The 14,240-nt window shown below is 67.6% G+C and carries 15 protein-coding genes; 9 read left to right on the forward strand and 6 right to left on the reverse strand.

Annotation, left to right across the window (positions count from 1 at the left end):
• The first annotated feature begins 1 nt into the window (after position 1).
• Genes phnH through phnP form a run of 8 tightly spaced genes read left to right on the forward strand, consistent with a single transcriptional unit; the run spans position 2 to position 6,728 of the window.
• A complete protein-coding gene (phnH, locus tag A5892_RS07705; protein WP_064122312.1) occupies positions 2 to 622 on the forward strand; it encodes a phosphonate C-P lyase system protein PhnH in 621 nt (206 codons plus the stop codon).
• Complete coding sequence (locus A5892_RS07710) at positions 622 to 1,788, forward strand: carbon-phosphorus lyase complex subunit PhnI (RefSeq protein WP_064122313.1); 1,167 nt, start codon at positions 622 to 624, stop codon at positions 1,786 to 1,788. Before phnH ends, A5892_RS07710 begins: the two co-directional genes overlap by 1 nt.
• A complete protein-coding gene (locus A5892_RS07715; protein WP_064122314.1) occupies positions 1,785 to 2,684 on the forward strand; it encodes an alpha-D-ribose 1-methylphosphonate 5-phosphate C-P-lyase PhnJ in 900 nt (299 codons plus the stop codon). Before A5892_RS07710 ends, A5892_RS07715 begins: the two co-directional genes overlap by 4 nt.
• Positions 2,681 to 3,493, forward strand: a complete 813-nt coding sequence (gene phnK / locus A5892_RS07720; RefSeq protein ID WP_064122315.1) for a phosphonate C-P lyase system protein PhnK — start codon at positions 2,681 to 2,683, stop codon at positions 3,491 to 3,493. Before A5892_RS07715 ends, phnK begins: the two co-directional genes overlap by 4 nt.
• Entirely contained in the window at positions 3,490 to 4,251 is a 762-nt protein-coding gene (phnL, locus tag A5892_RS07725; RefSeq protein WP_223302823.1) for a phosphonate C-P lyase system protein PhnL, read from the forward strand. The genes phnK and phnL overlap by 4 nt, the downstream gene beginning before the upstream one ends.
• Positions 4,248 to 5,390 (forward strand): alpha-D-ribose 1-methylphosphonate 5-triphosphate diphosphatase, encoded by a 1,143-nt coding sequence (locus A5892_RS07730; protein ID WP_064122317.1) that lies wholly within the window; start codon positions 4,248 to 4,250, stop codon positions 5,388 to 5,390. Before phnL ends, A5892_RS07730 begins: the two co-directional genes overlap by 4 nt.
• Complete coding sequence (gene phnN / locus A5892_RS07735) at positions 5,390 to 5,989, forward strand: ribose 1,5-bisphosphokinase (protein ID WP_064122318.1); 600 nt, start codon at positions 5,390 to 5,392, stop codon at positions 5,987 to 5,989. The genes A5892_RS07730 and phnN overlap by 1 nt, the downstream gene beginning before the upstream one ends.
• A complete protein-coding gene (gene phnP / locus A5892_RS07740) occupies positions 5,973 to 6,728 on the forward strand; it encodes a phosphonate metabolism protein PhnP (protein ID WP_064122319.1) in 756 nt (251 codons plus the stop codon). Before phnN ends, phnP begins: the two co-directional genes overlap by 17 nt.
• A gap of 40 nt (positions 6,729 to 6,768) precedes the next feature.
• Here the strand turns inward: phnP and A5892_RS07745 are convergent, their stop codons facing one another.
• On the reverse strand, positions 6,769 to 7,554 hold the full coding sequence (locus A5892_RS07745; RefSeq protein ID WP_064122320.1) for an aldolase: 786 nt from the start codon (positions 7,552 to 7,554) through the stop codon (positions 6,769 to 6,771).
• Positions 7,555 to 7,807: 253 nt separating this feature from the next.
• On the opposite strand from A5892_RS07745, the gene A5892_RS07750 reads away from it, so the two are divergent.
• Entirely contained in the window at positions 7,808 to 8,998 is a 1,191-nt protein-coding gene (locus A5892_RS07750) for a serine hydrolase (RefSeq protein ID WP_064124369.1), read from the forward strand.
• Between the two features lie 127 nt (positions 8,999 to 9,125).
• Here the strand turns inward: A5892_RS07750 and A5892_RS07755 are convergent, their stop codons facing one another.
• From A5892_RS07755 to A5892_RS07775, 5 genes are all read right to left on the reverse strand, one after another.
• Positions 9,126 to 9,809 carry a glycosyltransferase gene (locus A5892_RS07755; protein WP_064122321.1) on the reverse strand — a complete coding sequence of 228 codons (684 nt, stop codon included), beginning with the start codon at positions 9,807 to 9,809 and terminating at the stop codon, positions 9,126 to 9,128.
• 28 nt (positions 9,810 to 9,837) lie between these two features.
• Positions 9,838 to 10,422: a class I SAM-dependent methyltransferase gene (locus tag A5892_RS07760; RefSeq protein ID WP_064122322.1), complete on the reverse strand. Its 585-nt coding sequence runs from the start codon at positions 10,420 to 10,422 to the stop codon at positions 9,838 to 9,840.
• A complete protein-coding gene (locus A5892_RS07765; protein WP_064122323.1) occupies positions 10,419 to 11,177 on the reverse strand; it encodes a PIG-L deacetylase family protein in 759 nt (252 codons plus the stop codon). Before A5892_RS07765 ends, A5892_RS07760 begins: the two co-directional genes overlap by 4 nt.
• Positions 11,165 to 12,211 carry an acyl-CoA dehydrogenase family protein gene (locus tag A5892_RS07770; protein ID WP_064122324.1) on the reverse strand — a complete coding sequence of 349 codons (1,047 nt, stop codon included), beginning with the start codon at positions 12,209 to 12,211 and terminating at the stop codon, positions 11,165 to 11,167. The genes A5892_RS07765 and A5892_RS07770 overlap by 13 nt, the downstream gene beginning before the upstream one ends.
• Before the next feature lie 253 nt (positions 12,212 to 12,464).
• Positions 12,465 to 13,793 (reverse strand): IS110 family transposase, encoded by a 1,329-nt coding sequence (locus tag A5892_RS07775; protein WP_064121411.1) that lies wholly within the window; start codon positions 13,791 to 13,793, stop codon positions 12,465 to 12,467.
• Between the last annotated feature and the right edge of the window lie 447 nt (positions 13,794 to 14,240).

Consider the following 14,240-nt stretch of genomic DNA (forward strand, 5'->3'; position numbering starts at 1 on the left):
CATGCTCTGGCATCCATTCAGCGACCCGGTCCACGACGCCCAGCGACACTTCCGCCAGCTGCTCGCGGCGATGGCCGAGCCCGGTCTGCCGCAGCAGACCGGGCCGGCCACGCCGCGACCCCAAGGGGCGATTGGCGCCGCCGCTTGGGCGACGCTTTTGACCCTTTGCGATCTCGACACTCCGGTATGGATCGATCCTCGCCTCGAAGGCGATGGCCTGCGTGAGTCGCTCTCCTTCCACACCGGCTGTGCATTGTGCGATACGCCTGCGTGCGCGGCATTCCTGCTGCTCGCGGCCGAGAGCCTCGAGGAGGCTGTCTTGGTCGAGCGCTTTTCTATCGGTACCGATCTCGAGCCGGAGCACAGTGCGACGCTGATCGTCGAGGTCGAGTCGCTGAATGGCGCGGAGAGTGGAAAAGGCGACTGGCGCTTGAGCGGTCCCGGCATCGCTGGACAGCGCGCGATCTCGGTCGGTGGCGGGGTCGCGCTGGCGCGGCTGCTGGCCGCCAACCGAGCCCACTTTCCTCGCGGGCTCGACGCGATCCTCTGTGCCGGTGGGGGATTCACCGCGATACCGCGCAGTACTCGCATCGAAAGCGCGAGCTTGCGGGAGGTGGCCTGATGTACGTCGCGGTCAAGGGAGGAGAGTGTGCGATCGACAATGCCCATCGGCTGCTCGCCGATCGGCGCAGGGGCGATCGGGATCGCGCCGAACTGGAGGTCGGGCAGATCCGCGAGCAGCTGGGGCTTGCGGTCGACCGGGTGATGGCGGAAGCCTCGCTGTTCGACCCCGAGCTCGCCGCGCTGGCGCTCAAGCAGGCCAGCGGTGATCTCACCGAGGCGGTGCTGCTGCTGCGGGCCTATCGCACCACGCTGCCGCGCTTCGCCGTCACCCGAGCGCTGGATAGCGGGGCGATGCGGATCGAGCGCCGGGTCAGCGCGACGTTCAAGGAGCTTCCCGGTGGCCAGGTACTCGGCCCGACCTACGACTATACCCACCGGTTGCTCGATTTCATCGCGCTGGCCGGCGGCCAGCCGCCGCCGGCGCCGGTGCTCGCCGAGGCCGCGCTCGAGCCCTGCCCGTCGCTGCTCGGTCTGCTCGACGAGGAGGGGCTGATCGAACGCGAGCATGACGATGGCGCGGAGCCTTTCGATATCACTCGTGCACCGGTCGACTTCCCTCCCGAGCGCTCCGCCCGGCTGCAGATGCTGGCGCGTGCCGACGAGGGCTACCTGCTCGCGCTCAGCTACTCGACCCAGCGCGGCTATGGGCGCACCCATCCGTTCGCCGGCGAGATCCGCATCGGCGCGGTGGAGATCGAGATCGAGGTCGATGAGTGGGGGGAGGAGGGCGGGGCGACCGCGGTGACGCTGGGCGAGATCGTGCTCAGCGAATGCCAGATGATCAATCAGTTCACCGGCGGAGAGGGCGAGCATGCTGGGCCTGCGCGCTTCACCCGTGGCTACGGGCTGAGCTTCGGGCGTGGCGAGCGCAAGGCGATGGCGATGGCGCTGGTCGATCGTGCACTGCGCGCCGAGGAGCTCGGCGAGCCGCTGAGCTCGCCGGCGCAGCAGGCCGAGTTCGTCCTTGCCCATGCCGACAGCGTCGACGCCGCCGGTTTCGTCTCGCACCTGAAGCTGCCGCACTACGTCGATTTCCAGTCCGAGCTCGAACTGCTGCGCCGCCTGCGCCAGCGATTCGAGCGGCGTCACGAGGGCGCGTTTGCGAACGAAGCCGATCAGCGCTGCGATGCACTGGCGCAACAGCACAACGGAGACCCGCGATGAGTTCCATCGATGCCGATGCGCTCCAGAACACCGAGGAGCAGCCGGCGCCAGGCTACAACTTCGCCTATCTCGATGAGCAGACCAAGCGGATGATCCGCCGCGCGCTGCTCAAGGCGGTGGCGATTCCCGGCCACCAGGTACCGTTCGGCGGTCGCGAGATGCCGCTGCCCTACGGTTGGGGCACCGGGGGGATTCAGCTCACCGCCAGCCTGCTCGGCCGCGACGACGTGCTCAAGGTGATCGATCAGGGCGCCGACGACACCACCAACGCGGTCAGCATCCGCGCCTTCTTCGCTCGCGTCGCCGGCGTCGAGACCACCACCTCGACCCGTGCGGCGAGCCTGATCCAGACTCGCCATCGGATTCCCGAGGCGCCGCTCGCGCCGGGCCAGCTGCTGGTGTTCCAGGTGCCGATTCCCGAGCCTTTGCGTTTCATCGAGCCCTCCGAGCGCGAGACCCGGCTGATGCATGCGCTCGAGGAGTACGGGGTGATGCACGTCAAGCTCTACGAGGACATCGCCCGTCATGGCCACATCGCCACCAGCTACGCCTATCCGGTCAAGGTCGATGGACGTTACGTGATGGATCCTTCGCCCATTCCCAAGTTCGATAACCCCAAGCTCGACATGAGCCCAGCGCTGATGCTGTTCGGCGCCGGACGCGAGAAACGGCTCTATGCGCTGCCGCCCTACACTCGGGTCGAGAGCCTCGATTTCGAGGACCACCCCTTCGAGCGCCAGCGCTGGGAGGAGCCCTGCGCGCTGTGCGGCGCGCGCGACAGCTTCCTCGACGAACTGATCACCGACGATGCAGGTACGCGGATGTTCGTCTGCTCCGACACCGATCACTGCGCCGAGCGGCTGAGCGCGGCGGCGAACGAAGGAGCGCGGCCATGAGCCTGGATTCGATTCCTTTCTTGCGTCCTTCGCTGAGTGCGCATCCCTTGCTCGAGGCGACGGGGCTTTCGCGCGACTACGGCGGTGGCCAGGGCTGCCGAGGCGTCGACTTGCGCCTGCACCAAGGCGAGGTGCTCGGCATCGTCGGCGAGTCCGGCTCCGGCAAGTCTACCCTGCTGCGGATGCTCGCCGGGCGCGAAAGCCCTGACCGCGGCAGGGTGCTCTACCACCGCGAGGATGGCGGCACGCTCGATATCCATGCCGCACGGGAAGCCGAGCGTCGCCGGCTCGCCCGCGATGCCTTGGGTCTGGTTCACCAGCACCCGCGCGATGGGCTGCGCATGAATGTCTCCGCCGGTGCCAACATCGCCGAGCGGTTGATGAGCCGCGGCGAGCGCCACTACGGCCGGCTGCGTGCACAAGCGCTTGCCTGGATGGCCCAGGTCGAGCTCGACCCGGTGCGGATCGACGATCTGCCCGTGACCTTCTCCGGCGGTATGCAGCAGCGCCTGCAGATCGCCCGTGTACTGGTCACCCGTCCGCGCCTGGTGCTGATGGACGAGCCCACCGGTGGACTCGACGTTTCGGTCCAGGCGCGGCTGCTCGATCTGCTGCGCACCTTGGTGCGCGAGCTCGGTCTCTCGGTGGTGCTGGTCACCCACGATCTCGCCGTCGCTCGACTGCTCGCCCACCGGCTATTGGTGATGCAGCACGGCCGGGTGGTGGAGTCGGGCCTCACCGACCAGGTGCTGGACGATCCTCAGCACGCCTATTCGCAGCTGCTGGTCTCTTCGGTGCTCACCCCATGAATGAGGAAGTCGTGATGTTCGCCACACCATCGATCGACGCTGAACCACCGCTGCTCGAGGTCGAGGCGCTGAGCAAGCGGTTCGTGCTCCACGCCCGCGACGGCCTGGCCCTCGAGGTGATGCGCGAGCTTTCATTCAGCCTGCGCCGTGCCGAGTGCCTGGTGCTCGACGGCCCCAGCGGGATCGGCAAGAGCACCCTGCTCAAGCTGATCCACGGCGACTATCTCGCCAGTGGGGGGCGGATCAGGCTCAATTTCGCCGACGGACCGCTCGAGCTCACCGAGCTGCCGGCCAGTGCCTGGCATCGGCTGCGGGCGCGCACGATCGGCTACGTCAGCCAGTTTCTGCGCGTGGTGCCGCGGGTGCCGGCGGAGGAGGTGGTCATCGAGCCGCTGCTCGCCCGCGGTGTCGACGAGCGCACCGCGCGCGACCGGGCACGTGAAATGCTCGCTCGGCTCAACCTGCCCGAAAGGTTGTGGCGGCTGCCTCCCGGTACCTTTTCCGGTGGCGAGCAGCAGCGGGTCAACCTCGCCCGCGCCTTCGTCGTCGACTATCCGATCCTGCTGCTCGACGAGCCGACCGCCTCGCTGGACGGCGCCAATCGCGAAGTGGTGATCGAGCTGATCGACCGTGCCCGCCGTCGCGGAGCCGGAATGATCGGGATCTTCCACGATCCCGATGTACGCGAGCGGGTGGCGGATCGCCGCCTGGCTCTGGAAGGGCACCTGCTCGGCGCCCGAGAGGGGATACGTCGATGAGCGAGACGATTTTAAGCAATGCCCGGCTGGTGCTCGACGACGAGGTGGTGCTCGGCAGCCTGCTGATCAGAGACGCCGCGATCGGGGGCATCAGCCTCGGTGCAAGCCGTGCGCCAGGGGCGATCGACTGCGACGGTGATCTACTGCTGCCCGGGCTGGTCGAGCTGCACACCGACAACATGGAGCGCTACTTCCAGCCCCGGCCCAAGGTCGCGTGGCCCGGGCGCCAGGCCGCCGTGGCCCATGACGCTCAGATTGCCGCCAGCGGCATCACTACGGTGTTCGATGCGGTAACGATCGGCGATCACGGCGTCGATGGCGTACGCGGTGACGGCGTCGGGGCGATGGTCGAGGCGCTCGAGGCGCTGGTCGAGCGCGGCCTCGCCCGGGTAGATCATCGCCTGCATCTGCGCTGCGAGGTGAGTGCGCCGAATGCGCTGGCACGCTTCGAAGCGCTCTCGGCGCGGTCGCGGGTAGGGCTGGTTTCGCTGATGGACCACGCCCCCGGCCAGCGCCAGTTCGTCTCGCTCGACGCCTATCGCACCTACTATCAGGGCAAGCTCGGCCTCACGCCGAAGGCGCTGGAGGCGCTGATCGAGACACAGCTGGGCAATAGCCAGCGCTATGCAGCGGCCCATCGTACGTTGATCGCCGAACATTGCCGCCGCGTGGGCCTGACGCTTGCGAGCCATGATGACGCCACCGTCGAGCACGTCGACGAGGGGCTTGCGCTGGGCGTTGGGATTTGCGAGTTCCCGACTACCCGGGAGGCCGCCGAGGCCGCGCACCGCGCCGGGCTGGCAGTGGTGATGGGGGCGCCCAACGTGGTGCGTGGGGGCTCCCACTCCGGCAACATCGGTGCCAGCGAGCTGGCCGCGGCTGGGCACCTCGATGTGCTCTCCTCGGACTACTATCCCGCCTCGCTGCTCGACGCGCTGTTCGGCATCGTCGACGCGGGGATCGGCTTCGATCTGCCCCGCGCGCTGGCGCTGGGCAGCGCCGCGCCGGCCCGGGCGGTCGGCCTCGACGATCGAGGGCGGCTCGCCGAGGGGCTGCGCGCCGACCTGCTGCGGGTACGCTTGATCGATGGGCATCCGGCGATCCAGCGGGTCTGGTGCCAAGGGCGGCAGGTGCACTGATGCCGCCCCTTTCCCCTTTGATCTATCTGGTCGGTCCCAGCGGCGCCGGCAAGGATCGGTTGCTCGACGGCGTGCGCCAGCGGCGCCCCGAACTGCTCGTAGCCCATCGCTACGTCACCCGGCAAAGCGGGCAGAGCGAACGCGCCATCGCGCTCGATGAGGCCGAGTTCGCGCACCGCGCGAGGCTTGGCCTGTTCTGCCTCGGCTGGTGCGCTCATGGGCTGCGCTACGCGCTTGGTGTCGAAGTCGAGCAGTGGCTGGCGCGCGATGCCCCGGTCGTGGTCAACGGCAGCCGCCGGGTTTTGACTGATGCGCGCGCGCGTTTCGGCACCCGGCTCAAGGTGATCGTGGTCGAGGCATCCAGCGAGCACCGCCGCGCCCGGCTGCTCGCTCGTGGTCGTGAATCGGCGCAGGCGATCGAAGCCCGGCTCGCGGTGGCTCCGGCCTGGATCGACGATGCCATTCAGGTTGGCAACGATGGGAGTCTCGAACAGGGAGTCGACGCGCTCGAACGGGCGCTCGAGCGGCTCGGCGCGCTCGGGCCCGCGCACGGGTTCGAGCGTAGCGGAGGAGGGCCGGGCGATGCTTTTTCGCTGTAGTGGCAGCGGTGACGTCGCCGGCGTGCCTGTATTCGGCTGCAACTGTCCCGCTTGCGCCCGCGCTCGTCGCGACCCGCGCCATTGCCGCGGTCCCGCCAGCGCCGAGATCGATAGCGACCATGGCCGCTATCTGATCGACGCCGGCCGTCACGACCTGATCCAATCCTGCGAGCAGCGTCGCCCCCGCGCGATCCTGCTCACCCACTACCACGCCGATCACGTCCAGGGCCTGCTAACGCTGCGCTGGGGCGTGGGCGAGTCTATCCCGGTATTCGGCCCGCGCGATGAGCGCGGTTTCGATGACCTTTACAAGCACCCCGGCATCCTCGATTTCCGCCCGCCGCTGCGCGCCTTCGAGCCCTGCGATATCGGCGGGCTCACCGTCATGCCGGTGCCCCTGGCGCACAGCCGTCCGACCTTCGGCTACTGTCTGCAAGGTGTCCGGCGGCGGGTCGCCTATCTCACCGATACCGTGGGCCTACCGGCGGAGACCGAGCGCTTCCTGCGTGCCTTCCGCCCCGACCTTGCGCTGATCGATGCCACCTACCTCGATGGCCAGGACGCAGGCTCCAACCACAATCACCTCGGCCAGGCCCTGGCGCTGCTCGCTGCGATCGGCACCAGGCAAGGCGTATTGACCCACCTCGGCCATCGGCTCGATTGCGCCGCGCTCGAGGGCAGGCTCGAGCTGCCACAGGGGCGCTGGCTGGCGGAGGATGGCCAGACGTGGGAAATCTAGCCTGGGGCATATGGCGAAAGATATGTGGCGATGCTGGTATCTACAGGGCGTAGTCCGGCGCCGATCTCGCCAGCCGACGCTTGATGCTCTCGAGATGCAGCCTCGCGCTCTCCGGGTCGCCTTCGCGCATCTGCTCGTAGCAGCGCTGGGCGATCTCGTCCGGCACCCTGATCAGCGCCCGGCCGCTGGTCATCGCCTTCAACTGCACCTCCGCCGCGCGCTCCAGGTAGTAAAGATCGTCCCACGCCTCGGCGATGTTGGGCGCGGTCACCATCACCCCGTGGTTGCGCAGGAACAGCACGTCGGCGTCGCCGAGCGCCCGGGCGATGCGGTCCCCCTCGCTCGAATCCAGCGCCAGGCCGTTGAAGTGATCGTCGACCGCGGTGCGGCCGTAGAACTTCAGCGCGGTCTGGCCGGCCCATTGCAAAGGCTCCCCCTCGGTCATGCACAGCGCGGTCGCGTTCGGCATATGGGTGTGGAAGGCCACCTTGGCCCGCGGGTTGAGCGCATGCAGGCGGGCATGGATGAAGAACGCGGTGGCCTCCGGGCGGCCTTCGCCCGCCACCACCCGGCCATCGAAATCGCAGATCAGCAGGTCCGAGGCGCGAATCTCATCGAACGACATCCCATATGGATTGACCAGGAACAGATCATCGTGGCCCGGCACCACCGCGGAGAAGTGGTTGCAGATACCCTCTTCGAGGCCAAGGTGGGCGGCCATGCGGAAGCAGGCGGCGAGGTCGATGCGGGCCTTGAGGATCTCGGGCGCATCGAGCGCCTGCCTCGGGGAGTGATCGACGGTGGCTGGGGTGAAGGCGTGTGCCATGGCGGTGGCTCCTTGTTATTGGCGGTGTGAGCGATCGGTCGTGCGTCGGGGCACGTGCAGGCCAGCATGCCTGCGTTCCGGCACGTTGTGTAGCGCCGCCGGCGCCTGCCGCGCCCCCAGGTTCGACCCGCGGACCGAGACCGGCGACAAGGGAAATTCAGCCAAGGCCGCTGAGCGCTGCGTTACTCTGGGCGCCCTCTCAATTCGTCCCGGTTCGATGCTGAACTCGGGCTACGGTATGGAAGCCACCTCGATGCGCTCGATTCGCCTGCTCCCCATTCTGGCCTCGCTTTGCGCAGCCTGCCTGCTGGTGCCCGCCCATGCCGAGGTGGCGCCGACCCCCGCCGCCGCGATCGAGGCGCTGTTCAACGGGCGCGCCAGCGAGCCGCAGCGCTATGCCAGTGCCTTTCGCGAGCAGGTTTCACCGCAGCAGGTCGCCGAAATCGTCGCGGGGATGGAGCGCCGGCTTGGCGGACTCAAGAGCATCGATACCCGACGCAGCGGCGCGCTGCTGCACTTCGAGCGCGGCCGCGTACCCGCGCGTATCGCCCTCGACGCCGAAGGCAGGATCAGCCAGCTATGGTTCGGCGTCGCTGAGCTCGATGACGATATCGATACCTTGGCCGGCCTGATCCAGGCGCTGCCCGGCGACACCGCGCTGCTGGTGGTTGCCGATGGCGAGCCTTTGGTGTCCCACAACGCGCAGGCACCGCTGGCGGTCGGCTCCGCCGCCAAGCTCTCGGTGCTGCGCGCCTTGGCGCTCGCGATCGAAGAGCAGCGCCTGGCCTGGGACCAGGTCGTCACCCTCGATCCAGGCTGGCGATCGCTGCCCAGCGGCCAGCTGCAGGAGTGGCCGGCTGGCACCCCGGTGACTGTGGCGACGCTTGCCCATCTGATGATCGCGATCAGCGACAACACCGCCACCGACGCGCTGATCCATCTCGTCGGCCGCGACGCCGTCGAAGCGATCTCCCCGCGCAACGTCCCTTTCCTCACCACCCGCGAGCTGTTCAGCCTCAAGGCCGATGACGCCGCGGGGCTGCGCGAACGGTGGCGCGAGGGCGACATCGACGCACGCCGCGAGATCCTGGCGAGTCTGCGCGATGCGCCGCTGCCCGCGGTCGATTCACTCAGCCCTGATGTCACTCACGAGATCGAGTGGTTCATCAGCGCCGAGGAGCTATGCGAACTGCTCGATGCCACGCACGGCTCGCCGAGCCTATCGATCAACCCCGGCCTCGCCGACCCCGCCCAATGGCAGCAGGTCGCCTACAAAGGCGGGTCGGAGCCGGGCGTGCTGAACCTCTCCACCCGCCTGGTCGCTGCCGATGGCCGAAGCCACTGCGTCATCGCCAGCTGGAACGATGACGCAGCGCTCGATCAGCAGGCGCTGTTCGATCCCTACCGCGGCATCATCGAGCGGTTGAAAGGTGAGTTGAAGTGATCAAGGAGATGCCTGCGGGTGCGGCACACCCAGGCCGATCAGCTGAATGTCGTGCCACCGGCCGCTGTGCGCACGGGGTGATGCGATCGGCTCGTGAGGCTGCGATGAGTCGGCAGGCCGGCACGGGCTAGCTCGCATGCTTGTCGATGGTGCCGATGGCGTGACGCAGGCATCCGGCGAATCCGTCGGCGATGCGCGACTTGAGCCTTGCGCTGGTCGCCACTCGGGGCTGCGCGCTCCAGGCGATCTTGAACTTCTTTGAAGACTGCAGCGCATCGACCAGCGCCTGGTCCTCGCTGCACGTCAGCGCGGAGAACCCGCCCACCGCTGCGTACGCTCGGGCATCGATACCGAAGTTGGCGCCATGGACGTGGCGGTGCCCTTCGCGATCCTGGTAGTTGTGCTCGAAGTCCGCGCGCAGGGCGTCGGCCCACTCGCCACAGATCGACCAATCCTCGATCGAGATGGTGCCGCACACCGCGTCGGCTTTGAGCGATAGCTGGTCGACCAGCCAGCGCTCGGAGACGCGGGTGTCCGCGTCGGTGAAGGCCAGCCAGCGGGCGCCGAGGGCGAGCAGGTGGTTGGCACCCGCGGCGCGCGCGGCGCCGACGTTGCAGGCGTCGATGCTCAGGCATTCGACGGGATGGCGCGCCGCGACCAACGGCGTGCGGTCGCGGCAATGATCGAGGACGACGACGATGGTCACGGGCTCACCTCCGAGCCCTGGGTGGCGCGCGGCGGCAAGCGCCGATAGCAGGCAAGCGTCGAGCCAGTCCTGCTCATCGTTGGCGGGAATGCAGATACCGATCATCGCATACTCCTTATGCGTTTCCGGGCGATCAGAGAGAGGCCGACCTCTGCCACACGCCCAGTTGGAAATCCGTTTCGATATGGTGGATCGTCGCCGACAGCGCCTTGGCTCGATCGAACCTGCGGTACATCGACTCGACGTCGTGACGTCGGTCGTCGAATGGATGGCGCCAATGGCAGAGCACCAGGTCGCCCGCGGGGTTCAGCGAGTCCACGCAGTGCGAGATGAAGCACGCCAGATCGGCATCATCGAGGTAATAGGCCAGCTCGCTGACCAGGATCAGGTCGAACTGTGCCGCTCCCGGCGCCGGCCACTGCTCCGGTAGATGCAGCCGTTCGACCTGGACATGGGGGGATGTCGCCAGGGTCTCGCGTGCGATCGCTACGGCCTCGGCGGAGAAATCGGCCGCGAGCAGGGTGTCGCAGCGCTGTGCCAGCTGCCGGGTCATTGCGCCGTTGCCGCAGCCGGGCTCGAAGGCGTGGCGATAGCGCTCACGGGGCAGCGCGGCGAGCACCAGCGCGCGCTTGCGCCGCTCGTACCAGGAGGCCTCGACCTGCCAGGGGTCGGCGTCATCGCGGTAGAGGCGATCGAAGTGCTCGATTCGCTCGCTCATCTGAACAGCACCTCGAAGTCGCGCAGCAGCCGAGCGAGTACGTTAGGCGGAAGGATCGGCGCTTGCCCGGTCGAGTCGTCGGGCTGCAGCTGGCTGGTAAAGAGGGCGACGGCCTGGCGCTTGCGCTCGAGCTGCTCCTCGCTCAGGTCGATCGCGCATGCCCGCGCCCAGGGCACGCGGGGGTCGTCGACGCTGGCCCAATGCCAGGTCCAGATCGGTACCTCGTAGAGCGTGCAGCCTTGCGCCTCGCAGACCGCCGCAACGGCATCGCCGGTGGCCTCGTGGTCGGGGTGCCCATCCTTGCGCCAGGTGGTGAACACCACGTCGCCAGGTTGCAGGTGAGCGCGCAATCGGTCGCGCAGTTCATCCGCCTGGGCGGTGACCTCGCCGTCGTCGAGCCCCAGGCGGTGCACCTCGGCGTCGACGCCGAGCGCCAGCAGCGCCCGGCGGGTCTCCTCGCGTCGCGCCTCACGCAGCGCGGGCGGCGACCAGCGTGTCGAGCCCGGGTGGCTCGCCCCGCCATCGGTGACAGCGACCAGCGAGATGTCTCGCCCTAGCCGAGCCAGCTGGATCAGCATGCCGGCGAACCCGAGCACCTCGTCGTCCGGGTGTGGCGCGACCACGACCGCACGCTGCCCAGGAGCGACCAGCGAGGAGAGCCGTTCGCGCGGCAGTGCGGCCAGCGCCGGCCATGCCTGCCAGTCGCGCTCTGGCGTGCCGAGCCCGATGATTGCGCGATCGTTCACAGTGTCCATTGTGGCTCCTCTAGCGTGGCGACTCGCTGGCCATGCGCGGCCTGGTCGCGTTCGGCGTGGCTCTGGCGGATGAATACCGGCAGGTCGGCCATCAGTCGGGCGAAACCTGCATCACGGCAAAGCGGCGCGGCGCCGAGCGCTCGTGATGCCCGAACCAGGATCTCCTCGGCAGCGCCCTCCACCGCGAGCCTGGCGCGAGCGACCTCGAGCGCGCAGCCATCGGCGGGCGAGGCGTCTATCGCCTTGGCCGCATCGATGAGCATCGCGCGTGCCTGGCTCAGTGCGACGTCCATGGCGCCCAGGTGCGCAAGCCGGTGAGGGTCTGCCTTGCCTGCAAGCGCGCCGCGGGTGAAGTCGACGATTCTCGCTGTCGCGCCGTACCAGCAGGCAGCGACGCCCGCCGCGCCGTGAAGGAAGCCCGAACGCTCGACGTAGCCGCCGGGGGCGCCGACCAACCGGCCCTCTGCGTGGGAGAAGAGCACGTCGACGCTGGCGGCGCTTTGCATCCCGACCGCCGCCCAGCCACGGTCGGTCACGGTGATGCCGGGCTGGTCGAGTGCTACTGCCACCAGCCAGGAGCGATTGTCCGCAGTGCGTGCACTGACCAGCGCATGAGTGAGGGTCGCGGCGCCGGAGCACCACGCCTTGCTGCCATCGAGCGATACGCAATCGGCGCTGGTACCGGTGGACACCATCAGGTCGTGCCCGGGTGCCTGTGCGCACCACACGCCCCAGCGTGAGTGGCGTGGCAGTTCGTTCGAGCCGAGCTCGGCGTGAATCGCCAGCGCATCCTCATGCGCCTCGAACAGCTTGACCAGCCCCAGATCGCAGGCCGCGACCTGGGCCAGCGCACGCCAGCGCGCCAGGGTCGCGCCGCCGCCGGGCAGCGGCAGGCGATCGAGTCCCTCGCTGACCAGTCGTTGCAGCCAGCGGTTTGGATCAGGCGCGGCCTGCGCTTCGCCGAGCAGTGTGGCGAGTCGCTGCTCGGACGGCGTCGGTATGGGTGGCGTCACTTCCTTGTCGCGGATGTCCATCGATGCCCCTTCCGTAGGAGTGCTGTAAAGAGTCTAGGCGTGGTTTGCCGGGGCTGCGAGGGACATGCGCGGCGCAATCGTGGGGACGGGCCTCGGCGACGCGGCCGTGGTTCGACTCGGGCTTCCACGGCGTCTCGCGAGCTGGCCGGGTCGGCGAAGGCCCGGCTTTCCATGAACCCCCTCCGAGTTCTCCTCGACAGGGGGATGATCAGGGGGGAGATTGGGCGGTCGTCATATCGTTCTTCCTCAACTTTCAGGCAGAAGCATTTTGAGCTTCAGTCTGGATAGGCGTCACGGAGAACCCGAGCTGCTTGGCGAGTCGACGCATGGAACGTTGTTTGGTTTCCAGCGCCTGTGCCTCGTAGTACTGGAGTCCGTGTTCGACATAGTCCAATCCTTTGACCATGACGCGCCAGAACAGCGCCGCGAGTTTGCGCGCCAGGGCGATATTGGCGATCAATCCACCTCGGCGACCCGCCATCCGACGGTAAAAACCGCCCAGCGCAATGTGTTTGCTGCGAGCGAGGCTGCGGGCCATGACGCAAAACAGGCGCCCAGCACGATTACGCCTGCGCTTGGCCGAGCGTTGGCGCTTACCGCTCTGATGACTCCCGGGGGCCAGCCCGGCCCAAGCGGTGAAGTGTTTCTCGGTCGGCCACTGGGTCAGGTCGGTTCCCACTTCACCTATGAGTTGCAGGACGCTGTAGTCCGTATGGGCGGGAAGCACGGTGAGATCATTGCCTCCACACAGAGCCACCAGCATCGGATGCAGGTCATCGATCTGGGGTGCATTGGCACCGCCTCGCTTGTGCGCCTTGGACGGCGGCGACGTCGGAGGATCGACGTCGATCGAACGGAGCACCGCTTCGATCTGTTGGTCGCAAGCCCTGATCAAACGCTGGTAGTGCTCCCAGCTTTCCAGCGCCTGGCGCAACGCGAACAGATGCTCCTCGGCCCAGGTCCCTTGCAGAGAGGCTTTGATCCGTTCGGCCTTCTGCTGGCGGATCTGCACGTCGCACAAAGCCAGCAGTCGCTCAGGATCGCGTTCACCCTCGAGCATCGACCGGATCACCGCCATGCCGCTGCGGCCCACCAGGTTGCTGATGACATCGTGCAATTTGATGTTCATCCGCTCCAAGGCCTTCTGCAGATGCTGCACATGCCCTGCGGCCAGCGTGATGTGGTCCTGACGCAATCGCAGGTAATCCTGCAAGCGCCGGATCTCGGCTGGGGGCACGAAGCCTGCCCGCAAGAGTCCGTGCGCGTGCAACGTCGCTCCCCACTGGCAATCCTTCATATCCGTCTTGCGACCCGGCAGATTGCGGGTGTGCTTACCGTTGACCATCAGCACCTGTAGCTTCGCGGCTTCCAGCACGCTGTACAGAGGCAGCCAGTAGATCCCCGTGGCCTCCATGGCCACCGACTTCACCTTCTGCGACAACAGCCAGTCACGTAGCTCATGCAGCTGTGCCGTGAACGTGCCGAAGACCTTCGGCTCCCCCCCGGCAATCGACACATACATCTGCTCGCTGCCGACATCCACGAAGGCTGCCAATGGATCCAATACCGGTAAGTGGGCCATCTCATAGCTCCTGGGAACGGGTCGATGGAGAAAGGGTTACCGCAAGCCCGGTCGTGTTCTGGGAAGACAAATCTTTCCAACGGGAAGCCAGGCTCACCATAATGCGCAGCAGCCCACGACCAGAGCCATTCTCACCACCGGGCACCCGGCACCAAAAGACATGCGGCCACGCTGCTTGCGGCAACACAGCCATGCTACTCGGGTTCAAGGTCCATGCGCAGTGCCATCGCGATGGCACAGGAGGCTCACCACGAACGGCAGAGGGCGGGCTCGCCCGTATCTCCCAGCCGATCGTTCCGAGTGGATCGAGTGACGTCGAAGGATCGAGCGGCGGCGACGCGGCCGTGGTTCGACTCGGGCTTCCACGGCGTCTCGCGAGCTGGCCGGGTCGGCGAAGGCCCGGCTCACCACGAACGGCAGAGGTGGGCTCGCCCGTATCTCCCAGCC

This window comes from Halotalea alkalilenta (assembly GCF_001648175.1).
Lineage (GTDB): Bacteria > Pseudomonadota > Gammaproteobacteria > Pseudomonadales > Halomonadaceae > Halotalea > Halotalea alkalilenta_A.